General features: G+C 62.5%; 23 protein-coding genes and 3 tRNA genes. 21 read left to right on the forward strand and 5 right to left on the reverse strand.

Annotated features, from left to right (window positions below; all coding sequences use genetic code 11):
• Positions 1-35: 35 nt before the first annotated feature.
• Positions 36-854 (reverse strand): HTH-type transcriptional regulator BhcR, encoded by an 819-nt coding sequence (bhcR, locus tag NKL04_RS07180; RefSeq protein ID WP_023681470.1) that lies wholly within the window; start codon positions 852-854, stop codon positions 36-38.
• Positions 855-1057: 203 nt separating this feature from the next.
• Between bhcR and gcl the strand changes: the two genes are divergently transcribed.
• From gcl to NKL04_RS07195, 3 genes are all read left to right on the forward strand, one after another.
• Positions 1058-2839 (forward strand): glyoxylate carboligase, encoded by a 1782-nt coding sequence (gene gcl, locus NKL04_RS07185; protein ID WP_352723467.1) that lies wholly within the window; start codon positions 1058-1060, stop codon positions 2837-2839.
• A 168-nt stretch (positions 2840-3007) separates the two neighbouring features.
• Entirely contained in the window at positions 3008-3805 is a 798-nt protein-coding gene (gene hyi, locus NKL04_RS07190) for a hydroxypyruvate isomerase (protein WP_023702459.1), read from the forward strand.
• A 214-nt stretch (positions 3806-4019) separates the two neighbouring features.
• The gene (locus tag NKL04_RS07195) at positions 4020-4904 is read left to right on the forward strand and encodes a 2-hydroxy-3-oxopropionate reductase (RefSeq protein ID WP_023702458.1); all 885 of its coding nucleotides are present in this window, start codon (positions 4020-4022) and stop codon (positions 4902-4904) included.
• Between the two features lie 55 nt (positions 4905-4959).
• Here the strand turns inward: NKL04_RS07195 and NKL04_RS07200 are convergent, their stop codons facing one another.
• On the reverse strand, positions 4960-5811 hold the full coding sequence (locus tag NKL04_RS07200) for a TrmH family RNA methyltransferase (RefSeq protein WP_023702457.1): 852 nt from the start codon (positions 5809-5811) through the stop codon (positions 4960-4962).
• 210 nt (positions 5812-6021) lie between these two features.
• Here NKL04_RS07200 and NKL04_RS07205 point away from each other — a divergent pair.
• Together NKL04_RS07205 and NKL04_RS07210 are read left to right on the forward strand one after the other, a co-directional pair.
• Positions 6022-6106: transfer RNA gene (locus tag NKL04_RS07205), tRNA-Tyr, on the forward strand.
• Between the two features lie 28 nt (positions 6107-6134).
• A tRNA-Gly gene (locus tag NKL04_RS07210) sits at positions 6135-6208 on the forward strand.
• A gap of 82 nt (positions 6209-6290) precedes the next feature.
• Here NKL04_RS07210 and NKL04_RS07215 read toward each other — a convergent pair.
• Entirely contained in the window at positions 6291-6614 is a 324-nt protein-coding gene (locus tag NKL04_RS07215; protein ID WP_306413607.1) for a VOC family protein, read from the reverse strand.
• Positions 6615-6712: 98 nt separating this feature from the next.
• Between NKL04_RS07215 and NKL04_RS07220 the strand changes: the two genes are divergently transcribed.
• Positions 6713-7606 carry a helix-turn-helix transcriptional regulator gene (locus NKL04_RS07220; RefSeq protein ID WP_023681466.1) on the forward strand — a complete coding sequence of 298 codons (894 nt, stop codon included), beginning with the start codon at positions 6713-6715 and terminating at the stop codon, positions 7604-7606.
• Here NKL04_RS07220 and NKL04_RS07225 read toward each other — a convergent pair.
• Positions 7596-8072: a YidB family protein gene (locus tag NKL04_RS07225; protein WP_023681465.1), complete on the reverse strand. Its 477-nt coding sequence runs from the start codon at positions 8070-8072 to the stop codon at positions 7596-7598. The two genes, NKL04_RS07220 and NKL04_RS07225, sit on opposite strands and share 11 nt — an antisense overlap.
• Before the next feature lie 131 nt (positions 8073-8203).
• Here NKL04_RS07225 and NKL04_RS07230 point away from each other — a divergent pair, with 131 nt between their 5' ends.
• Positions 8204-8461, forward strand: a complete 258-nt coding sequence (locus NKL04_RS07230; protein ID WP_023667446.1) for a GlsB/YeaQ/YmgE family stress response membrane protein — start codon at positions 8204-8206, stop codon at positions 8459-8461.
• Between the two features lie 65 nt (positions 8462-8526).
• Here the strand turns inward: NKL04_RS07230 and NKL04_RS07235 are convergent, their stop codons facing one another.
• Entirely contained in the window at positions 8527-9414 is an 888-nt protein-coding gene (locus NKL04_RS07235) for a DMT family transporter (RefSeq protein WP_023681464.1), read from the reverse strand.
• Positions 9415-9727: 313 nt separating this feature from the next.
• Between NKL04_RS07235 and tuf the strand changes: the two genes are divergently transcribed.
• The 14 genes from tuf (at position 9728) to rplL (ending at position 20790) form a co-directional block, all read left to right on the forward strand.
• On the forward strand, positions 9728-10903 hold the full coding sequence (gene tuf / locus NKL04_RS07240; RefSeq protein ID WP_023723394.1) for an elongation factor Tu: 1176 nt from the start codon (positions 9728-9730) through the stop codon (positions 10901-10903).
• 282 nt (positions 10904-11185) lie between these two features.
• Positions 11186-12685, forward strand: a complete 1500-nt coding sequence (locus NKL04_RS07245; RefSeq protein ID WP_352723468.1) for a COG3904 family protein — start codon at positions 11186-11188, stop codon at positions 12683-12685.
• A 327-nt stretch (positions 12686-13012) separates the two neighbouring features.
• Positions 13013-14416, forward strand: a complete 1404-nt coding sequence (locus NKL04_RS07250; protein ID WP_245271464.1) for a COG3904 family protein — start codon at positions 13013-13015, stop codon at positions 14414-14416.
• A gap of 17 nt (positions 14417-14433) precedes the next feature.
• Positions 14434-14670, forward strand: a complete 237-nt coding sequence (locus NKL04_RS07255; RefSeq protein ID WP_245271463.1) for a hypothetical protein — start codon at positions 14434-14436, stop codon at positions 14668-14670.
• A gap of 92 nt (positions 14671-14762) precedes the next feature.
• On the forward strand, positions 14763-15245 hold the full coding sequence (locus tag NKL04_RS07260) for a group II truncated hemoglobin (protein WP_023694880.1): 483 nt from the start codon (positions 14763-14765) through the stop codon (positions 15243-15245).
• A gap of 159 nt (positions 15246-15404) precedes the next feature.
• Positions 15405-15480, forward strand: a tRNA-Trp gene (locus NKL04_RS07265).
• A gap of 428 nt (positions 15481-15908) precedes the next feature.
• The gene (locus tag NKL04_RS07270; protein ID WP_023695292.1) at positions 15909-16373 is read left to right on the forward strand and encodes an Hsp20 family protein; all 465 of its coding nucleotides are present in this window, start codon (positions 15909-15911) and stop codon (positions 16371-16373) included.
• 73 nt (positions 16374-16446) lie between these two features.
• A complete protein-coding gene (locus tag NKL04_RS07275) occupies positions 16447-16914 on the forward strand; it encodes a hypothetical protein (protein ID WP_156951509.1) in 468 nt (155 codons plus the stop codon).
• 487 nt (positions 16915-17401) lie between these two features.
• On the forward strand, positions 17402-17605 hold the full coding sequence (gene secE, locus NKL04_RS07280; protein ID WP_023667439.1) for a preprotein translocase subunit SecE: 204 nt from the start codon (positions 17402-17404) through the stop codon (positions 17603-17605).
• 27 nt (positions 17606-17632) lie between these two features.
• Positions 17633-18160 (forward strand): transcription termination/antitermination protein NusG, encoded by a 528-nt coding sequence (gene nusG, locus NKL04_RS07285; RefSeq protein ID WP_006333333.1) that lies wholly within the window; start codon positions 17633-17635, stop codon positions 18158-18160.
• Between the two features lie 173 nt (positions 18161-18333).
• On the forward strand, positions 18334-18762 hold the full coding sequence (gene rplK / locus NKL04_RS07290; protein WP_006333334.1) for a 50S ribosomal protein L11: 429 nt from the start codon (positions 18334-18336) through the stop codon (positions 18760-18762).
• 4 nt (positions 18763-18766) lie between these two features.
• Entirely contained in the window at positions 18767-19465 is a 699-nt protein-coding gene (gene rplA, locus NKL04_RS07295; RefSeq protein WP_023667438.1) for a 50S ribosomal protein L1, read from the forward strand.
• Positions 19466-19839: 374 nt separating this feature from the next.
• Positions 19840-20358: a 50S ribosomal protein L10 gene (gene rplJ / locus NKL04_RS07300; protein WP_023667437.1), complete on the forward strand. Its 519-nt coding sequence runs from the start codon at positions 19840-19842 to the stop codon at positions 20356-20358.
• 54 nt (positions 20359-20412) lie between these two features.
• Positions 20413-20790 carry a 50S ribosomal protein L7/L12 gene (gene rplL / locus NKL04_RS07305; RefSeq protein WP_023667436.1) on the forward strand — a complete coding sequence of 126 codons (378 nt, stop codon included), beginning with the start codon at positions 20413-20415 and terminating at the stop codon, positions 20788-20790.
• Positions 20791-20890: the final 100 nt, after the last annotated feature.

Raw genomic sequence — 20890 nt, forward strand, 5'->3', positions numbered from 1 at the left:
TGAAGCGGCGAGCAAAAGCTGAAGCGTTCTCCGCATTATAATCGGAACCCGCCGATCATCCTCGTCACCTCAGCGGCGGCGTCGCGCACCAGCGGCCCGATCTCGTCCAGCCGCTCCATCGTCACCCGCACCGTCGGTCCGGAGACCGAGACACCGCCGATCGGCTCGCCGAACTCGTTGAAAATGGCGGCGGCTACGCAGCGCATGCCGGGATGCCGCTCCTCGTCGTCGACCGACCAGCCGCGGTGCTTGATGACAGCCAGGTCATGGGCCAGCGCCGAAATGTCGGACAGCGTCTTGTCGGTGAAGCGCTGCAGGCCCGACTTGCGCAGGATGGCGGCGACGCGTTCCGGCTCGAGCTGCGCCAGCACCGCCTTGCCGATGCCCGAGGCATGGAAGGAGCTGCGCGTGCCCGGGCGGAAGAAGGCGCGGATCGCCTGATGGGTCTCGACCTGGCTGACGAAAACGACGCAATCGTCCTCGGCGACGCCGAGATTGGCGGTTTCACCGGTCTTCTCCATCAATTCCTGCATGACCACGCGGGCCCGGTCGACAAGCTTGCGGCGGCGCAGGAAGGCGGCACCCATGCGGTAGGTCTCGACGCCGATCGACCACAGCTGGTCCGATGTATCGAACTCGACCATGCCGTGGTTCTGTAGCGTCGTCAGCATGCGGTAGGCGGTGGACGCCGCGAGCTCGCTACGCGCCGAAATCTCGCTCAGCGACAGGCCACTGCCTTCAGCGACGATGGCCAGGATGCGCAAGGCCCGGTCCAGCGACTGTACAGAACCGGCCTCGGACGGACCGTTGAAAGCGCGCGGCCGGCCGCGCTGGCGTTTTTCGCTGGTTTCCATGGCGGCATTGTCGCCGGTTTCGCCGAAATCGCAATGAAAAACTTTTTCACAGATTCTGGTGCCCGGATTCATGAAAAACGGAAAAGCCAGCGAAATCAGTGGACAGGAGCCGTTTTCTAGAAATGAAAAATTATTCTGAAAAAATTGAAAAATGAAAACCATACTGGCATTGTCGGTAGACCAACAATTTGCGGAGGCTGGACATGGCCAGGATGCGCGCTGTAGATGCAGCGGTTCTCGTTCTCGAAAAGGAAGGCGTTTCCTGCGGCTTCGGCGTGCCGGGCGCGGCGATCAATCCGTTCTATTCGGCGCTGAAGGCGAGGGGCTCGATCCGCCACATCCTGGCGCGCCATGTCGAGGCGGCCTCGCATATGGCCGAGGGCTACACGAGAGCTAAATCAGGCAATATCGGGCTGTGCATCGGCACGTCGGGCCCGGCCGGCACCGACATGGTCACCGGGCTCTATTCGGCGGCGGCGGACTCCATCCCGATCCTGTGCATCACTGGTCAGGCGCCGCGGGCACGGCTCAACAAGGAGGATTTCCAGGCGGTCGATATCGCCGCCATAGCCGCACCCGTCGCCAAATGGGCGGTCACGGTCATGGAGCCCTATCTCGTGCCGATGGCGCTGCAGAAGGCATTTCACCTGATGCGCTCGTCGCGACCGGGCCCGGTGCTCATCGACCTGCCGGTCGACGTGCAATTGGCCGAGATCGAATTCGATATCGATGCCTATGAACCGCTGGTCCCGTTCAAGCCGGCAATGTCGCGCGCCCAGGCCGAAAAGGCCTTGGCGATGCTCAATGCCGCGGAAAAGCCGCTGATCGTCGCCGGCGGCGGCATCATCAACGCCGATGCGTCGGATCTGTTGATCGAATTTGCCGAGATAACGGGCGTGCCGGTCATCCCGACGCTAATGGGCTGGGGCGCGATCCCCGACGACCACCGGCTGATGGCCGGCATGTGCGGGCTGCAGACCTCGCATCGCTACGGCAATGCGACGATGTTGGAAGCCGATTTCGTCTTTGGCATCGGCAATCGCTGGGCCAACCGCCACACCGGTTCGGTCGATGTCTACACCAAGGGCAAGAAATTCATCCATGTCGACATCGAACCGACCCAGATCGGCCGGGTGTTCGCGCCGGATCTCGGCGTCGTCTCGGACGCCGGTGCGGCACTAAAGATGCTGCTCGACGTCGCCACCGAATGGAAGACGGCAGGAAAGCTGCGCGACTGGTCGGGCTGGGCGAAGGAATGCCAGACCCGCAAGAAGACGATGAAGCGCAAGACGCATTTCGAGCAGGTGCCGCTGAAGCCGCAGCGCGTCTATGAGGAGATGAACAAGTCGTTCGGCCGTGACACCACCTACGTCACCACGATCGGCCTCTCGCAGATCGCCGGGGCGCAGTTCCTGCATGTCTACAAGCCGCGCAACTGGATCAATTGCGGCCAGGCCGGCCCGCTCGGCTGGACGCTGCCGGCAGCGCTTGGCGTGCGCGCCGCCGATCCGGATCGCTCCATCGTGGCGCTGTCGGGCGACTACGACTTCCAGTTCATGATCGAGGAACTGGCGGCCGGCGCACAGCACAAACTGCCGTATATCCATGTCGTCGTGAACAATGCCTATCTCGGCCTGATCCGCCAGGCGCAGCGCGGTTTTGCGATGGATTTCGAGGTGAGCCTGGCCTTCGAGAACGTCAACCGCGCCAACGATCCGGAGGCCGGCTACGGCGTCGACCATGTCGCGGTCGCAGAAGCGATGGGCTGCAAGGCGGTCCGGGTGCGCAAACCGGAAGAGTTCGCCGGCGCGTTCAAGGAAGCGCAGCGGCTGATGAAGGAATACCAGGTGCCGGTGGTGCTTGAATTCATCCTCGAACGCGTCACCAACATTTCCATGGGCACGGAAATCGACAAGATCACCGAATTCGAGGACCTTGCCGAAAGCCATGAGGATGCGCCGACGGCGATTGTGTTGCTCGATTAGGCGCGCCGATATTCAGGTGAGACAGGCCTGCAAACGGCGCCTTCCTGCGCTTCCGGTGCTCACGTACAGAAAGTACGTTCCGCTCCGGTTCTCGAAAGTCACCGTTTTCGACTCTGCCCGACCTGAATCTCAACACGCCTAGGGCCAAGCAGAAGAAGGAGAAAAAGAATGCCGCGTTTTTCAGCCAATCTGTCGATGCTCTTTGGCGAGCATGAGTTCCTCGATCGCTTCGATGCCGCAGCCCGCGCCGGCTTCAAGGGCGTCGAATATATCGGCCCCTATGATCATACGCCTGACGTGGTCGCGGCCCGGCTGAAGAAGAACGGCCTGACACAGGTGCTGTTCAACCTCCCGGCCGGCGACTGGGGCAAGGGCGAGCGCGGCATCGCGGTTTTGCCCGACCGCGCGCCGGAATTCCGGCAAGGCATCGCCAAGGCGATCAGCTATGCCCATGCGCTCGGCTGCGAGCAGGTCAATTGCCTCGCCGGCATCGCGCCGCAGGGCGTGGATCGTTCGGTGCTGGAAAATACTTTAGCCGAGAACCTCGCGTTTGCAGCCGAGAAACTGGAGCAGGCCGGCATCCGGCTTTTGATCGAGCCGATCAACACGCGCGACATACCGGGTTTTTTCCTGAACTATTCGGAGCAGGCGCTGGCGCTGATCGAGCGCGTCGGTTCGAAGAACCTGTTCCTGCAATACGACATCTATCACATGCAGATCATGGAGGGGGATCTCGCCCGTACCATCGAGGCCAACCTCGGCCGCATCGCGCATATCCAGCTTGCGGACAATCCCGGCCGTCACGAGCCGGGGACGGGCGAGATCAATTATCCCTTCCTCTACGAGCATATCGACAGGACCGGCTATTCCGGCTGGGTCGGAGCGGAATACAAACCGAAGGCGGGGACGGAGGCTGGGCTGGGGTGGTTTCGGGAGCTTAACGGGCAGGGGAGTGCCGCGGCTTAGCTGTTACGATTGAAGTCGCGTTCCTTCGCGCCCCCCTCTGGCCTGCCGGCCATCTCCCCCACAGGTGGGGAGATCGGACGTCATCCCGGCTTTCGCTCCCCAACATTGCAGGGTGAGCGAGGCGCCGAAACTGCCAATCTCCCCACAAGTGGGGGAGATGGCCGGCAGGCCAGAGGGGGCGCGAAGGAACTCAGCCTCAACAAAGGAGAAAACAATGGAAACCATCGGCTTCATCGGCCTTGGCATCATGGGCGCGCCGATGGCGGGGCATCTCCTGGATGCCGGCTACGCCGTCATTGCCAGCGACCACCGCTCGAAGCCGCCGGCCGATCTCGTCGCCAAGGGCTTGAGAAGCATCACCGGCCACGCGGCAGTGGCGAAGGCCGCGGATATCATCATCACCATGGTTCCCGACACCCCGCAGGTAGCCGAGGTGCTGTTCGGCGAGAACGGTGTCGCTTCCGGCCTGAGCAAGGGCAAGCTGGTCATCGACATGAGCTCGATCTCGCCGATCGAGACCAAGGTTTTCGCCAAGAAAATCAACGATCTCGGCTGCGACTATCTTGACGCGCCGGTGTCGGGCGGCGAGGTCGGCGCAAAGGCGGCGTCCCTGACCATCATGGTCGGCGGCGAGGACAAGGCGTTCGAGCGCGCCAAGCCCGTGTTCGAAAAGATGGGCAAGAACGTCACGCTTGTCGGCCCGAACGGCGTCGGCCAGACCACCAAGGTTGCCAACCAGATCGTCGTAGCCCTGACCATCGAGGCGGTCGCCGAGGCGCTGGTCTTTGCCGCAAAAGCCGGCGCCGACCCCGCCAAGGTCCGGCAGGCGCTGATGGGCGGGCTGGCGGCATCGCGCATCCTCGAGGTGCATGGCGAGCGCATGATAAAGCGCACCTTCGCGCCGGGCTTCCGCATCGAACTGCACCAGAAGGATCTCAACCTGGCGCTGGAAGGCGCCAAGGCACTCGGTGTCTCGCTGCCCAATACCTCGACGACGCAGCAGCTGTTCAACTCATGCTCGGCGAATGGCGGTGCAAAAGAGGATCACTCAGCGCTGGTTCGTGCGCTGGAGCGGATGGCGGGACATGAAGTGCGGTGAATGGTGAATGGTAAGAACGCTTCCATTCACCATTCACCATTCACTATTTCACCATTCACTTTCCAAGGAATTTCCGTGCCGCATAAAGGCTCACCGCCGCGGCGTTCGACACGTTGAGCGAGCGGATGGCGCCGGGCATGTCGAGGCGGGCGAGTGTCGTCACCGTCTCGCGCGTCTTCTGGCGCAGGCCCTTGCCTTCGGCGCCGAGCACCAGCGCGATCTTCTCGCCTGAAAAACCCGTTTCGAGTTCGGCCGGCCCGTCCGAATCGAGGCCGATGGTCTGGAAGCCGGCATCGTGCAGCTGTCCCAGCGCGTCGGCCAGGTTCTTCACCTCGATCTGGTCGATATGCTCCAGTGCGCCGGAGGCGGATTTGGCCAGCACGCCGGATTCCTGCGGGCTGTGGCGGGCCGTGGTGATCAGTGCGCCGGCGCCGAAGGCGACCGCCGAGCGCAATATGGCGCCGACATTGTGCGGGTCGGTGACCTGGTCGAGTACCAGCACCAGTTTCGTGTCGCCGAGCGTGTCGAGGCGTTTCGGCTTCAACGGTTCGGCTTCGATCAGCACGCCCTGATGCACGGCATCCGAACCGGTGATCTTGTCGATGTCCTTCGGCTCGACCAGTTCGGCCTTGAACGGCAAAGCGGCGAGGTCGGCGATCGCCAGCCGCTCGGCGGCATTGCGCGTCACCAACATCTTTCTGATCCGCCGGCGCGGATTGTCGAGCGCGGCGCGCACCGTGTGCAGGCCATAAAGCCGCACCAGCCCGTCGGCGGCGTTCTCGCCCGGCGGCACCGGCTGGCGCGGCCGGAAGGCAGGCGCGCCGCCGGCCTTCTCGTCGCGATGAGCGCGACGCAGCTTAGCGTAGTGGGTGTCTTTGGCGGTCTTGGACGTGTTGTCATTGCTCATGGCCGGCTTCTATAGCCGCGTCGCCGGGCCATGGATACAGGCAGAAAGCCGGCTTGCCGGGTGAGCTGTCAAAATCAGCGCATTTTGCCTTGCGGTGCGGTTGACACCCACTGGCCTTGCCGCCATAAGGCGCTTCGCTGATTTCGGACAAAACCCTGGTTTCGACCTGATCGGCGAGAATGCCTCGTTGCAAGGCTTCGACGGCAGGCTGGAGAGGTGCCCGAGTGGTTAAAGGGGACGGACTGTAAATCCGTTAGCTTAGCTTACGTTGGTTCGAATCCAACCCTCTCCACCACTGCCAGCCCGCGAACCTTGAGGACGATGCGGGTATAGCTCAGTGGTAGAGCAGCAGCCTTCCAAGCTGAATATGCGGGTTCGATTCCCGCTACCCGCTCCAAACTCCCCACTCCGCATCAGATCTCAGCGAATATCTCCACAACGTTGCCGTCCGGATCGCGGAAGAACACTGTCCTGTGGCCTCATTCCTGGTCGGTGAGCGGCAGGACCGGCTGCACGCCCTTGGCCTGAAGCGCCTCGGCGCAAGCAGCGACCATCTCCGGCGCCACCCGGAATGCCAGCTGAAGCGACAGCGCATCCCGCTGCTGCGGCGTGTCGTTGAACATCATGCCGAGGCTGGTCAAGGCCAGCGTGTTCGGGCCGACCCGATATTCGATCCACCTGTCGCCGAGTTCGCGCTGCAGATCAAATTCCATCACATCCCCGTAGAAGTGCCGCATGGCGGCCATGTCGCGGGCGAAGATGACGGTGTAGTCGATCTGACGGATTTCATTGAGCGCATTCATTGTCGAAGTCCCGTGGGCAGATGTTCGATCGCCCGCAACCTAGCTTTCCTTTAAAGTAGTACAAGACTATAGCTTATACTGGTATCGGAGGTGACTGCATGCCATACGACGGCCCACGGCACGATGAGCTTGCCCGCTTCCTGCGCGAGCGGCGGGACCGCTTGCCGCGGATCGATGGCGCCAATGGCCGCCGCCGGGCGCCGGGCCTCAGGCGCGAAGAGGTCGCCGCCCAGGCGGGGATCAGCACCACCTGGTACACCTGGCTCGAGCAGGGACGGGAGGTGAACGCGTCGCCGCAGGTGCTTCGCTCGCTGGCGCGGGTGCTGAGACTGAGCCGGTCGGAGCAGGCCTATCTCTTCCAATTGGCGCGGCCCGATCTCGATTGGCGAAACCGGCTCGGCGCGCAAGGCCTGCCCAGCGCGCCGTTGCTCAGCCTGCTCGACGGGCTGGCGCCGCACCCGGCATATGTCGTCAATCGCTACTGGCAGGTCGTCGCCTGTAACCATCCGGCGGCGGTGCTGCTTGGGGATTTCGAGACGGATGATGAGTGGTCCGGCAGCCTGCTCGCCCGGCTGTTTCTCGACCTGGAATGGCGGCAGCGCTTTGTCGACTGGCCGGAGGTTTTGCGCTCGGCGGCGGCGCAGTTCCGGCTTGCCACTGTCGCCATGACTCGCGATCCGGTGCTGGCTGCGCTGGTTTCGTCACTGGAAGCGGCAAGCGAAGCGTTCGCCACGTGCTGGAACAGCCGCGACATCGCCGAGCCACCGATCTGGCGGAAATCCATCCGGCACCCTGTCGCCGGCGCGATGTCGTTCGATTTCGCCACGTGCAGCCGGGCGGCCGCGACAGTGATTTCTCGGTTTCCGTCTACACGCCGGTCGATGCGTCGACTGCCAGGCGGTTCGCGGCGCTGGTCGCAGCAACGCCCGACAGCCGCAAGGCGGTGCCGGGCGTGTTTGCGCGTGATGCAGGCGCAGAAGTCTAGCTGTTGAAGGCGGACGCGACCTGGTGTTGCTGCGGCACCTGTCCGTTCGGCGTCAGTCTGTCGACAATGCCGGGCAGGGCTGTGGACAATTGCTTGAGCAACTCCTGCTCGTCCAGTCCGGTCCTTTGCGCGATCTCTCGAATGACCTGCGGGCCGATCGCCTTGCCGAGATCATTGGCGTTGATCGGCTGGTTCTGTCCGGTGCCGACCCAGGAGTCAGCGACATTGCCTTGGCCGGCAGTCTTGAGCTTGTCGAGCAGTCCGCCCAGTCCGCCAAGCAGGCCGCCATCCCCTGAGGCCGTGGTTCCGGTGGGGGCTGGCGTTTGAGGCTGGGCGGGCTCGCCCGTCTCTTCGGCACTCGTCTGTTCGGCGCTTCTGCCGCTCAGCATCTTTCCCACCAGCAGCGCGCCGAGCGCGATCATCAGCGGTTTGGTGATGTTGCCGCCAGGTACGGCGTTGTCAAAAAGTCCCATAGGTCAATCCTCCATAACGACCAAGCCCGTCCCGCCGGCTACAATGGAGCATGCGGGCGGAAATTCAAGTTGGCTTGAGCTTTTGACAATCATGTGACCATGATCGGCCGGCGGGGGAATGGAGAGGAAAAATGGGCATTATCAGTTGGATCATCCTCGGCGTCATCGCCGGCTTTATCGGCAGCAAGATCGTCAACAAGACCGGCCAGGGCCTGATCATGGATATCGTGCTCGGCATTGTCGGCGCCATCGTCGGCGGGCTGATCTTCAGCGCCTTTGGCGCCACGGGCGTGACCGGCCTCAACATCTGGAGCCTGATCGTCGCCGTCATCGGCGCGGTGGTCGTGCTGTGGGCCTATCACCAGTTCTCCGGCAAGCGAACGCTTTAGGCACCAGTCTGCCGACTGGCTGACCGCAGGACGGCCAAACCTGCTTCGACGCGTTGACTTGAAGGTCAGGCGACGACGGTCAGCCTGCGTTTGCGTTCATCAAGCGAGACGATGGTCAGCCCGCTCGCGACCACCAGCAGGATGCCGCAGACCGCCAGGGCATTCGGGAACTGCCCGAATACCAGCACGCCTGAGATGACCGCCCAGACGGTAAAGCAGTAGTAGAACGGCGCCACCACGCCGGTCGGACCGACGCGATAGGCCATGAAGATGAAGAAATGGCCGAAGATCAGGAAGAATCCGGCGCCGGCCATGAGCAGCAGGTGCCGGGCTTCCGGCATCACCCAGCGCTCGGAAACGAGATGCGCGGCGCCCGCGCCGATCAGCACCACCACGACGGCGGAAATGGCGACGATCATGCCCGGCACTTCGGCCGCGACCCGCCTGCCGGCAAGATCGCGCGCCGCCGCCAATGCCGCGTTGCCGAGCGCCAGCAACGCATAGACCGAGATGCCCTGCATGGTCGGCTGGGCCACCATAAGCGCACCGATGAAGCCGAGCCCGATCAGCGCCATGCGCACGCCGCCGATCCGTTCGCCGAACAGGATGGAGGAGCCGACCAGCATCAAAAGCGGGGTGATCTGCCCGAGCGCGGTCGAATCGGCGATCTGCATGTTGGCCAGCGCCACGACGTAGCAAAGGATGGCCGCCAGCTCGAGCAGGTTGCGGCGCAGCACGCGTTTGTCGAAGATCAAAGGGATCTGCCTGCCATAGCCCAGCAGGAACAGCAGCGGCATGCCCCATAGCGTGGCCGCGACCCCGCGCAGGAACAGCACTTCATAGGACGGCAATCCCGCTGTGGCGAGCTTCATCATCGTGTCGTTGACGAGGTACGACCCCGTCGAAACGATCATGAACAGCGGGCCGCGTATGGAGGTCGGTATGAATTGCATGGGGCAACCAAATCAGACCGCCGCCGCAGCGGCAATGGGCCAGGCGCCGGCTGCACATCCGGCAGGCAAAGGCCAGGACATGGGCGGGACAGGACATGGGCGGGAATAGCAAACAGGTGCTGGAGCCCGCAGCCCCCATTTCATTTCCGTTCGCGCGTTCCTATATCAGCGCCACATCCCCGCAATCGGATCATCGGTTCGCACCGAGTGGACAGCGCACCCGGCCACAAGGCACTTGTGTTTTTCGGCCGTAGTCGCTAATCGCCCCGCATTCGACTGAACTGAAGGTCAAGGCCGTCCAAGGAAAGAGACTATGGCAAAAGGTAAATTCGAGCGTAACAAGCCTCATGTGAACATTGGCACGATTGGCCACGTCGATCATGGCAAGACGTCGCTGACGGCGGCGATCACGAAGTATTTTGGCGAATACAAGCGCTACGACCAGATCGATGCGGCGCCCGAAGAGAAGGCCCGCGGCATCACGATTTCGACGGCGCACGTCGAATACGAGACGGCTGCGCGCCACTACGCCCATGTCGACTGCCCCGGCCACGCCGACTATGTGAAGAACATGATCACGGGCGCTGCGCAGATGGACGGCGCGATCCTGGTCGTGTCGGCCGCCGACGGCCCGATGCCGCAGACCCGCGAGCACATCCTGCTTGCCCGTCAGGTCGGCGTGCCGTCGATCGTGGTGTTCCTGAACAAGGTCGACCAGGTCGACGATGCCGAGCTGCTCGAACTGGTCGAGCTCGAGGTTCGCGAGCTTCTGTCGAAGAACGAGTTCCCCGGCGACGACATTCCGATCGTCAAGGGTTCGGCGCTGGCTGCTCTGGAAGATTCCAACAAGACCATCGGCGAAGACGCGATCCGCGAGCTGATGGCTGCGGTCGATGCCTATATCCCGACGCCGGTTCGTCCGCTGGACAAGCCGTTCCTGATGCCGATCGAAGACGTGTTCTCGATCTCGGGCCGTGGCACGGTCGTGACCGGCCGCGTCGAGCGCGGCATCGTCAAGGTCGGCGAGGAACTGGAAATCATCGGCATCCGTCCGACGACCAAGACGACCTGCACGGGCGTCGAGATGTTCCGCAAGCTGCTCGATCAGGGCCAGGCCGGCGACAACATCGGCGCGCTGCTGCGCGGCGTTGATCGTGAAGGCGTCGAGCGCGGCCAGGTTCTGGCCAAGCCCGGTACGGTGAAGCCGCACAAGAAGTTCGTGGCCGAAGCCTACATCCTGACCAAGGACGAAGGTGGCCGTCACACGCCGTTCTTCACCAACTACCGTCCGCAGTTCTACTTCCGCACGACCGACGTGACCGGCATCGTGTCGCTGCCGGAAGGCACGGAGATGGTTATGCCCGGCGACAACATCACGGTCGATGTCGAGCTGATCGTGCCGATCGCCATGGAAGAGAAGCTGCGCTTCGCCATCCGTGAAGGCGGCCGCACCGTCGGTGCCGGCATCGTCGTCACCATCAAAGAGTAATCGAGCCCGGCATCGCCGGATCGAAACGGATAGGGGCGGCCCTCGGGCCGCCCTTTTTCGTTGGCCAGATGTGCCTGTTTTGGGGTCCCAATCTCTGTTGCAAGTCTGTGAGCCTCTACAGTATAGATTGCATTGAGGGCTTGGTCGGATGGTTCCACAGCACCGTTTGCATAGTCGGTCATGGTGGGCACTGGGGCTGATCTGCCTGGTGTCGATGTTTGCCATGGGCACTGCCGCCTTGGCGGCCGAGACAAAAATTCAGAGCCGGATCCGGATCCGCCGATGCGGTTCGTCGTCGTGCGCAGCGACGCGGCGGGCTGTGAGCCGAGCTGTCCGGAATGGATATCGGCCGAGGGTGCGATATCGGCCAAGTCGCCGGCGCTGCTCAAGGCTGCCCTGAAAACGCTCGGCGGCCGCAAATTGCCGATCGTCATCAACTCTCCCGGCGGCGATGTCGATGCAGCCATCGCCATGGGCCGGATGATACGCAAGAACAAGCTCGACATCGCGGTCGGCAGGACCTGGTTCGTCGGCTGCGAGCCAGGGGTGAAAAACTGCAAGGAGAACGACGCCAGAGGCGAGCACTATATCGGCAGCCCCTATGTGCTCGGCAGCTATTGCGCATCCGCTTGTCCAATGATGCTGGCCGGCGGCACCAGGCGCCTGGTCGGGCCGCTGGCCTATCTCGGCGTCCACCAGATCACCACCACGATCGTGCAGATGAACGTGCAATATCAGGTCCGCTACCGGATCGTGAAAGGCAAGAAGCGGGTCATCAGCAAGAAGGTCGTCAGCCGCAAGAACACCGGCAGCTACAAGACCTACGAGATGAGCAAGGGGGTGGAGCGCAAGCTGTCCGCCTATTTCAAGGAGATGGGTGTCGACCTCAGCATCATCGAGACGATGAAGAGCACGCCGGCCAGCGACATCCAGCAGATCGACCTCAGCGACATGCTGACAATGAAGCTGGTCACCAGCGAAGACGCTGCAGATCTGCTGACCAGCGCAAGCCTGTGCAGGCTGGACCTTCCGGCTCCGAATTGCCGGGAAATACCGGCGAACAAGCCAGCCGGCGGCCTGCCGGATGTGGCAAAGGCTGCGCCGCTGCCGGTGAAGCCGGAGAGCGCGCCGCACGATGACGGCATGCGCTTTGTCGTGGTTCGCGGCAGCAACCCGCTCTGCAATCCCGACTGCCCGGAATGGATTGCAGCGCAAGGCGCGATTACGCCCCAGACGCCGCAGAAACTCAGCCAATTGCTCGCCACGCTTGGCAACCGGCGGCTGCCGGTGGTGATCAGCTCGCGAGGCGGCGACCTCTCCGGCGCCCTGGCGGCGGGCCGGATCATCCATGAAAAGAAGCTCGACGTTGCCGTTGCCCGCACCGATTTCGTCGGCTGCGACCCGGCAGAGTGGAATTGCCTGGCCAGGGAAGGCGCCTATGCCGGGCTGAGCGTCGATGGCGACGGCGACTGCGATTCGGCCTGCGCGCTCATGCTGGCCGGTGGCGCCAGGCGGCTTGTCGGTACCCAGGCGCGGCTCAGCCTCTATCTGATGGGGCAGAAGCAGGCGGTCAAGTCCTACCTCGACGAGATGGCGATCAGCCCCGCTTTGTTCAGGGCGCTCCAGGGCAGTTCGGTCGAGCGCCAGCTCGAACCCGACATGATGCTGAAGGTTGGCCTGACGACCGGGCGCCAGTCGGTGGATGCGCTGACGGGTTCCAGCATCTGCAAGTCGGCGCCGAAACCTGAGAATTGCCGCGTGGTGCCGTCGTCCAATGGCTGATCGCGCCTATCGTCATGGAAGAGAAGCCTTGCTTCGCCTTCCGTGAAGGCGGCCGCACCGTCGTGCCGGCGTCGTCATCACCATCGAGAAATAGTCGAGCCGGTGTCAGCCGGATCGACCAGGAGAGGGCGGTCTTTTGGGCTGCCTTTTTGTTTCCGGCGTTGCGCGGCACAAGTATTGCACGGTTGGTCAAAGCTATTGCAAGCACCGTCGCCGCAACTATTATGGATTGCATTGAGGGGTTTGCCGGGCGTGGTTTGGGGACACCGTTCAGACAATGCTGCAAGGTGGCGGCGCGGGCTGGTTCGGCTGGCGACGGTGGCCGCGATGGCGATGGCTGCCTTCGCCGCGAAGGCCGAGGATGCCGCCCCCGGGACATGGCAGACATTGCTCCCTCTGCAGGGAGTGCCCTATCCGACGAATGATCCGACGATATGGTCCGAGGATCGCTCGGAGATGAAGTTTGTCGTCGCGCGCAGCAACGCACCGGGCTGCGAGCCCAATTGTCCGGAGTGGATCTCCGCCGAAGGCGACATCGCAGCCGGCACGCCAGCCCTGCTCAAGCGCACCTTGAAGAAGCTAGGCGGTCGCAAACTGCCGATTATCGTCAATTCCTTTGGCGGCAACGTCAATGCAGCGCTCGAACTTGGCCGGATAATCCGCAAGAACAAGCTCGATATCGCCGTAGGCAAGACCGAGTTTCCCGATTGTTGGCCCGGGACAGAGGGTTGTGGCGCCGACTACGGCAAGGGCACGGCTTTTTTCGGCAGAGCGTCTGACGGTGCCAGCTGCAATTCCGCCTGTCCGCTAATGTTTGCCGGAGGCGTCCGGCGCGTGGCCGGCGGCTGGAACTATCTGGGTGTTCACCAGATCACGACCACCTGGTTCCCCTCCACAACGCACTACCGGACCACCTATCGCGTCAAACGGGGCAAAAAATATCGGGTCACCACGCAAACCGTCACTCCCGGTGAAAGCTACAAGACCTATGAGATGAGTAAGGGGTACGCGAGAAAGATCTCGGCCTATCTCCGAGAGATGGGTATCGGGCAGGGCGTGCTGGACTTGATGAAGGCGACGCCGGCCAGCGACATCAGGCAGATCGGCCTCCACGATATGCTGACGATGAAACTGGCCACCAGCACGGACACTCTGGACCTGTTTACCAGAGCAAGTCTGTGCATGTTCGATCCGCCGGCTCCCAATTGCCGGGAAGTGCCTGGACCGGCAGGCAAGCCGACGCCGCCGGTCGCTGCCACGACGGTCGCAGTCAAGCTCGCGAATGTGGCAGCCAAGCCCGCCGCTGTCACAAAGCCTTTGCCGGACCCCGCAGCGGCTCGTGTGGATATGAGCTTTGTCGTGGTCCGCGGCAGCGACCAGCATTGCACGCCGCAGTGTCCGCAATGGATTTCTGCGCAAGGCGCGATCACGCCTCAGACACCGCAAAAATTGCGCCAATTACTCGACACGCTTGGCAACCGGCGGCTGCCCGTGGTGATCAGCTCACGAGGCGGAGACTTGTTCAGCGCTCTGGCGACCGGACGGATCATCCATGAAAAGAAGCTCGACGTCGCCGTTGGCCGCACCGATATCGGTGACCCGGTCGAGGACGGCATCTATGCCGGGCTGAGCTTCGACGCCGGAGCCGACTGCGATTCGGCCTGCGCGCTCATGCTGGCCGGTGGCGCCAGACGGTTTGTCGGCCCCCAGGCGCGACTCAGCTTCACCTGATGGGACAGAAGCAATTGGTGAAGACGTATCTGAATGAGATGGCGATCAGCCCCCGTCTGTTCACAGCGCTTCAGGACCGTTTCGCCGAGCGTGAGCTCGACCCTGATATGATGCTGGAGGTCGGGCTGACGACCGGGCCCCAGTCGGTGGATGCGCTGACGGGTCCCGGCATCTGCAAGTCGGTGCCGAAAGCTGAGAACTGCCGCGTGGCGCCGTCGCCCAACGCCCAGGCCGAAGCGCCGGCCAAATTGTAGCGCGGCGGGTTCACACTCGCCATCGAGGCAGGTTGAGCAGGGCGCGATTTCCGCTATCGTCGTGCCGGCGCCGGGCTGGCGGAGGATCGACAATGAGCCAGGACATCCCGACACTCTACGAATGGGCCGGCGGCATCGAAGCCCTCAACCGGCTGACGGAAACCTTTTACGACAAGGTGTCGCGCGACCCGGTGGTCGGCCCAGTGTTCAAACACATGTCGCCGGATCATCCCGCGCATGTCGCGGCCTTCATCGGCGAGGTTTTTGGCGGACCCAAGACCTACAGCGAACAGCATGGCGGCCATCGCGAGATGGTCATGCATCACTTGGGCAAGCATCTGACGGAGGAACAGCGCCGCCGCTGGATCAGCCTGCTTGCCGATGCCGCCGATGCGGTCGGGCTGCCGGACGATCCCGAATTCCGTTCCGCCTTCATGGGCTATGTCGAATGGGGGTCACGGCTTGCCAAGATGAATTCCACCCTCGGCGAGACCTGCGACCCGCAGACCGAACCGATGCCGGCCTGGGGCTGGGGCGTGCCGGGCGGGCCGTACAAGCCGCCGGCCGGGGGCTGAGCGCCGGCATGCGGCTTCAGGCAGGCGAAAAATCGAGATAGGCAGGGACAGGCTGGTCATCACCTATTCGGATTTTGGCAAAGGATCTGAAAGCGCGTCAGACAACTCTTTACAGCGCGCCCGGAAGCTTTTAGGAAGCGCCTGCGCTGAAACGCGCGTACGGGCATAGCTCAGTTGGTAGAGCGGCGGTCTCCAAAACCGCAGGTCGTAGGTTCGAGCCCTGCTGCCCGTGCCATTTTCCTCGTTGGAATCCGGCATTTTAGAAACGCCTTGTTTTGGCTCCTCGTTTGGTTGGGCTGAAGCCGCGTACTCGACGAGCGACGTTCCGAAGGCATGCGCAGAGCGAGAGCGCTGATGCGCAATGCCGAAGTCGGCGTATTTCCACGAACCGATTTCCTTGATCCAACTGCCATTGGCGAGCCAATTGCCATTTGCGTTCACAATTCAGAATAGGCATATTTTGCTGCCGCCGGCTGCTTTTCAGCGGCTGCGAATTATTGGAAGCGGGATGCTGGCCTGGCTTCTGAAATTTTCTGAACAGGGCTCTTGAACCCGTTTTCGGCCCTTCCTAATTCGTTTCGCGCCGAGGCCGATTGGCTTGGCAAAAGACGGCGCTGCTGGGCGGCGCCCTTGTACCCATGTTGCTTCAAGGAGGATGTGGCTATGAGAACCTTTGATACTCTCTATCGGACCACCGTCGGTTTCGACCGGCTTTTCGACATGCTCGACAGCGGCACGCGTCCAGACTGGCCGCCCTATAACATCGAGAAGGTCGACGAGAACGATTACCGTATCTCGATGGCCATCGCAGGCTTCAGCCAGGATGAGGTTGAGCTGACCCAGCATGGACCCGAACTGGTCGTGGTAGGCCAGAAGGCTGATGATCAGAGCGGACGCCAGCTGCTGCACCAGGGCATCGCCTACCGCAGTTTCAGGCAGACGTTCAAGCTTGCCGACCACATGAAGATCAAGGCAGCAAACCTTGAGAAGGGTCTCCTGACCATCGACATCGTCCGTGAGATTCCCGAAGAGCTGAAGCCGCGCCGCATCAGCATCGGGGCCGGCGACGCTCAGGTGGGCGGCAAGCAGATCGCCCAGGATACGGAACGCACCCGCAAAGCGGCCTGATCGTATCGATTCAGTTATCCCTGCGGTCCGCCTCCCGGCTTCGGCCGGGAGGCCCAGATTGCGGAGAATGGAGATGGACAACTTCTACGAGACACCGACACTTTCTGCGGCACGCTCGGGCAAAATTGAAACTTCTTTGTGCCTGCTCGACAATCCAGACGACGTCATCAACCATCCACGCCTCAGCCGTGGAGAAAAGCGGGCACTGCTTTCCTCGTGGGCGTCCGATGCCTGCGCGGTGGAAAACCAGCCTGCCTTGCGCCGCCTGGACAACGTCACTGTAATCCCTGTCGACCAGATTCTGAGGGCGTTGAAGGCTCTGGATGAGAAACCCACGCTGGGGAAAGAGACTTCAGGCCGAGTGCTGCCTTGGCGACCCTCCTCGCGCCGCAGCGCTCTCAAGGCTTGGCGGCGTCGTGGCCGTTCTTTCGGCCCCGACGATGACGACGACCCGCCCCCGTGCCCGGCAGTGATCGCGCCGCGCCCACGCCCACCACGCGGAATCGGCGCAGTGGCCGGGGTCGAACTCGCCTGTGCCTGAACTAACCCTGGGTTGATCCAGCTGCCTCGCCAGGGGCAGCTGGATTCCAACCTTGGGTGCTTCATTTGCTTTCCAAAACAGCAGGTCGCAGGTTCGTCCTCAACGCCATTTCCTCGAACTTGTAGTCACGTGCCTGATTTCCGGATGCACCTCCGGAATTCGGGTCCGGCATTGAAAAACGGCAGGTGGCTTGCCATATTGGGCAAACTGAGGCATAAGGCGCCGATAGCCGGGACGGGACGACTGGATGGTTCCGAGGCGGCGTTTGGTCATAAAGCGGACACTTGCCACTTGCGTGGATCAAGAATCGGTTTTATGTAGACACAACAGACACGCGACGCGTGGAGCTGGGAAGCCGGCTTTACGCGTCCGATTTGCATGGGCGAAATGGCGCTGATTCGGCGCCGAGTTGAACCCAGGCGGCACGTCCCGGCCAGCGGGATCATCCAGGAGACCCGGCCAACGGGTCTTGAAGACAGAGCGGCATATGGCTTCGAAAACCACAAATCCTTTCGTCTTTCTCCAGCAGGTCCGCGCGGAGACCGCCAAGGTGACTTGGCCGTCGCGCCGGGAGACGATGATCTCGACGGTGATGGTGCTCGTATTCGCGGTCATCGCGATGATCTTTTTCTTCACCGCCGACGTGGCCATGGGCTACGCGATCGAGCGGTTACTGAGCCTCGGCCATTAAGTCCGGCGATTACGGAGAAGTCTTGAAATGACCGCGCGCTGGTACATCGTCCACGCCTATTCGAACTTCGAAAAGAAGGTCGCCGAGGACATTGAGAACAAGGCCAAGCAGAAGGGCCTGTCCGCCGATATCGAGCAGATCGTGGTGCCGACCGAGAAGGTCGTCGAAATCCGCCGCGGCCGCAAGGTCGATGCCGAGCGCAAGTTCTTTCCGGGCTATGTGCTGCTCAAGGCCAATCTGACCGATGCGGTGTTCTCGCTGGTCAAGAACACGCCGAAGGTCACCGGCTTCCTCGGTGACTCCAAGCCGGTGCCGATCACCGAAGCCGAGGCGCAGCGCATCCTGAACCAGGTTCAGGAAGGCGTCGAGCGGCCGAAGCCCTCGGTCACTTTCGAGATCGGCGAGGCGATCCGCGTTTCGGATGGTCCGTTCGCCTCGTTCAACGGTTTCGTCCAGGAAGTGGACGAGGAGCGGGCGCGGCTCAAGGTGGAAGTTTCGATCTTCGGGCGCGCCGTGCCGGTCGATCTGGAATTCGGACAGGTCGAAAAGGGCTGATCCGAAAACCCTGCGCCGGTTCGCCCGGCAAGGGGAGGCGGCGCGGAAAGCGCGCGGCCATGAACGGGTGGGAGGCGAATGCGGCTTTAGCCGGCCGCGCGGACCGCACCACCAGACTGCAACCGCCGGTGTTCCCGATACTGGGGCCGGCATGAGATAAAGGCAGGAAAGAGATGGCTAAGAAAATTGCAGGCCAGCTCAAGCTCCAGGTCAAAGCGGGATCGGCTACGCCGTCTCCGCCGATCGGCCCGGCACTTGGTCAGCGCGGCATCAACATCATGGAATTCTGCAAGGCGTTCAACGCGCAGACCCAGGAAATGGAAAAGGGATCGCCGATCCCGGTCGTCATCACCTATTACCAAGACAAGTCCTTCACCTTCGTCATGAAGACGCCGCCGGTGAGCTACTTCCTGAAAAAGGCGGCGAACTTGACGTCAGGTTCGAAAGAGCCGGGCAAGATCAAGGCCGGCACGATCGGTCGCGACAAGGTGCGCGCCATCGCCGAACAGAAGATGAAGGATCTGAACGCAAACGACGTCGAGGCGGCCATGCGCATGGTCGAGGGCTCCGCCCGCTCGATGGGTCTGGAAGTGGTGGGCTGAGATCATGGCAAAGATTGCAAAGCGTGTATCGAAGTCCCGTGACGGCATCGACCCCAACAAGGCCTATGCCCTTGGTGAGGCGCTGAAGCTGCTCAAGGACCGTTCGACGGTGAAGTTCGACGAGACCATCGAAGTTGCGATGAACCTCGGCGTCGACCCGCGCCATGCCGACCAGATGGTCCGCGGCGTGGTCAACCTGCCGAACGGCACCGGCCGCTCTGTCCGCGTCGCCGTGTTCGCACGTGGCGGCAAGGCCGATGAGGCTCGCGCCGCCGGCGCCGACATCGTCGGTGCCGAGGATCTGGTCGACATCGTCCAGAAGGGCACGATCGACTTCGATCGCTGCATCGCCACGCCGGACATGATGCCGCTGGTCGGCCGTCTGGGCAAGGTGCTCGGCCCGCGCGGCATGATGCCGAACCCGAAGGTCGGCACCGTCACCACCGACGTCGCCGCCGCCGTCAAGGCATCGAAGGGCGGCGCTGTCGAGTTCCGCGTCGAGAAGGCCGGCATCGTTCATGCCGGCGTCGGCAAGGTCTCGTTCGACGTCAAGGCGCTGGAAGAAAACGTCCGCGCCTTCGCCGATGCCGTGACCAAGGCAAAGCCGGCTGGCGCCAAGGGCAACTACGTCAAGAAGGTGTCGGTCACCTCGACGATGGGCCCGGGCCTCAAGCTCGACGTCTCGACGCTCGCAGCGTCTTGATACGAACATCTGGATCGGCTGCCAAGGCGTTGATCCGCAAGTGAATTCCGGGCCTCCGACTTGTCGGCGGCCCGGTACCGGAAGTCGAGAGGCTTCCGGACATCCTGTCCGAGATTGCAGGCGGCCCAGAAGCCTTAATCGAATTGGGCCTGCATGAGACGGGTGAAAACCGGACAACGGAGCGACAAGCTCCAATGAAAGGTTCGAACCGTGTTTGCCTTTTGTCTGCGCATCTCCGGCTTGCCGTCGATGTGGCGAAAGGGGGCAGGATCCTCGAGCGTCGTTCGGGAGATCTGTAATGGATGGCCCGGCCGGCAAAAAGGCAACCCGACGCCTGTCCCACTAGCGGGGCAGGGGTCAACTGGAGATAGGCAGTGGACAGAGCGGAAAAACGCGAACTCGTCACGGGCCTGAATGGTGCTTTTGCAGGCGCTGGTTCAGTCGTCGTGGCCCACTACGCCGGTATCACCGTCGCGCAAATGAACGACCTTCGGTCGAAAATGCGCGCTGCCGGTGGCACCGTCAAAGTCGCGAAGAACCGTCTCGCCAAAATCGCTCTTCAGGGCACGGACTCCGCATCGATCATCGACCTGTTCAAGGGACAGACGCTGATCGCTTATTCGGAGGATCCGATTGCGGCGCCGAAGGTCGCGTCCGATTTCGCCAAGGGAAATGACAAGTTGGTCATTCTCGGCGGCGCAATGGGCACCACCTCGCTCAACGCCGACGGTGTGAAGGCACTCGCCACACTTCCGTCGCTCGATGAGCTGCGCGCCAGGCTGGTTGGCATGATCGCCACGCCGGCAACCCGGATCGCCCAGATCGTCAATGCGCCAGCGGCTTCGGTCGCGCGCGTCATCGGCGCTTACGCCCGGAAGGACGAGGCGGCATGAGGCCGTTCCTCGCTATCACAAACACACGTTCGAACCTGATGAAGGAATACAACAATGGCTGATCTGGCAAAGATCGTAGACGACCTTTCGAAGCTGACCGTCCTCGAGGCGGCCGAACTGTCGAAGCTTCTGGAAGAAAAGTGGGGCGTTTCGGCTGCTGCTCCGGTGGCGGTTGCCGCTGCCGGCGGCGCTGCCGCTGCTGCTGCTCCGGCTGAGGAAAAGACGGAATTCGACGTCGTCCTCACTGAGGCAGGCGCTCAGAAGATCAACGTCATCAAGGAAGTCCGCGCCATCACCGGCCTGGGCCTCAAGGAAGCCAAGGATCTGGTCGAAGCAGCTCCGAAGCCGGTCAAGGAAGCCGTTTCCAAGGCTGACGCTGAGAAGTTCAAGGCCCAGCTGGAAGCAGCCGGCGCCAAGGTCGACCTGAAGTAAGCGTAAAAGCGGCGGGCGGCCTCGCGCCGTCCGCCACTCCCTTCATCAGAGGGGAGGATGCGTAGCGCGAGATGTACGAGAACCTCTTTCCTGAGGGCCG

Origin of the sequence: Mesorhizobium sp. C264A (genome assembly GCF_040324515.1) — a bacterium.
Lineage (GTDB): Bacteria > Pseudomonadota > Alphaproteobacteria > Rhizobiales > Rhizobiaceae > Mesorhizobium.

Bases quoted from the DNA above. Each gene is read 5' to 3' on its own strand.
- bhcR (WP_023681470.1), bottom strand. From the start codon at position 854: ATGGAAACCAGCGAAAAACGCCAGCGCGGCCGGCCGCGCGCTTTCAAC.
- gcl (WP_352723467.1), top strand. From the start codon at position 1,058: ATGGCCAGGATGCGCGCTGTAGATGCAGCGGTTCTCGTTCTCGAAAAG.
- hyi (WP_023702459.1), top strand. From the start codon at position 3,008: ATGCCGCGTTTTTCAGCCAATCTGTCGATGCTCTTTGGCGAGCATGAG.
- NKL04_RS07195 (WP_023702458.1), top strand. From the start codon at position 4,020: ATGGAAACCATCGGCTTCATCGGCCTTGGCATCATGGGCGCGCCGATG.
- NKL04_RS07200 (WP_023702457.1), bottom strand. From the start codon at position 5,811: ATGAGCAATGACAACACGTCCAAGACCGCCAAAGACACCCACTACGCT.
- NKL04_RS07215 (WP_306413607.1), bottom strand. From the start codon at position 6,614: ATGAATGCGCTCAATGAAATCCGTCAGATCGACTACACCGTCATCTTC.
- NKL04_RS07220 (WP_023681466.1), top strand. From the start codon at position 6,713: ATGCCATACGACGGCCCACGGCACGATGAGCTTGCCCGCTTCCTGCGC.
- NKL04_RS07225 (WP_023681465.1), bottom strand. From the start codon at position 8,072: ATGGGACTTTTTGACAACGCCGTACCTGGCGGCAACATCACCAAACCG.
- NKL04_RS07230 (WP_023667446.1), top strand. From the start codon at position 8,204: ATGGGCATTATCAGTTGGATCATCCTCGGCGTCATCGCCGGCTTTATC.
- NKL04_RS07235 (WP_023681464.1), bottom strand. From the start codon at position 9,414: ATGCAATTCATACCGACCTCCATACGCGGCCCGCTGTTCATGATCGTT.
- tuf (WP_023723394.1), top strand. From the start codon at position 9,728: ATGGCAAAAGGTAAATTCGAGCGTAACAAGCCTCATGTGAACATTGGC.
- NKL04_RS07245 (WP_352723468.1), top strand. From the start codon at position 11,186: ATGCGGTTCGTCGTCGTGCGCAGCGACGCGGCGGGCTGTGAGCCGAGC.
- NKL04_RS07250 (WP_245271464.1), top strand. From the start codon at position 13,013: ATGGCGATGGCTGCCTTCGCCGCGAAGGCCGAGGATGCCGCCCCCGGG.
- NKL04_RS07260 (WP_023694880.1), top strand. From the start codon at position 14,763: ATGAGCCAGGACATCCCGACACTCTACGAATGGGCCGGCGGCATCGAA.
- NKL04_RS07270 (WP_023695292.1), top strand. From the start codon at position 15,909: ATGAGAACCTTTGATACTCTCTATCGGACCACCGTCGGTTTCGACCGG.
- NKL04_RS07275 (WP_156951509.1), top strand. From the start codon at position 16,447: ATGGACAACTTCTACGAGACACCGACACTTTCTGCGGCACGCTCGGGC.
- secE (WP_023667439.1), top strand. From the start codon at position 17,402: ATGGCTTCGAAAACCACAAATCCTTTCGTCTTTCTCCAGCAGGTCCGC.
- nusG (WP_006333333.1), top strand. From the start codon at position 17,633: ATGACCGCGCGCTGGTACATCGTCCACGCCTATTCGAACTTCGAAAAG.
- rplK (WP_006333334.1), top strand. From the start codon at position 18,334: ATGGCTAAGAAAATTGCAGGCCAGCTCAAGCTCCAGGTCAAAGCGGGA.
- rplA (WP_023667438.1), top strand. From the start codon at position 18,767: ATGGCAAAGATTGCAAAGCGTGTATCGAAGTCCCGTGACGGCATCGAC.
- rplL (WP_023667436.1), top strand. From the start codon at position 20,413: ATGGCTGATCTGGCAAAGATCGTAGACGACCTTTCGAAGCTGACCGTC.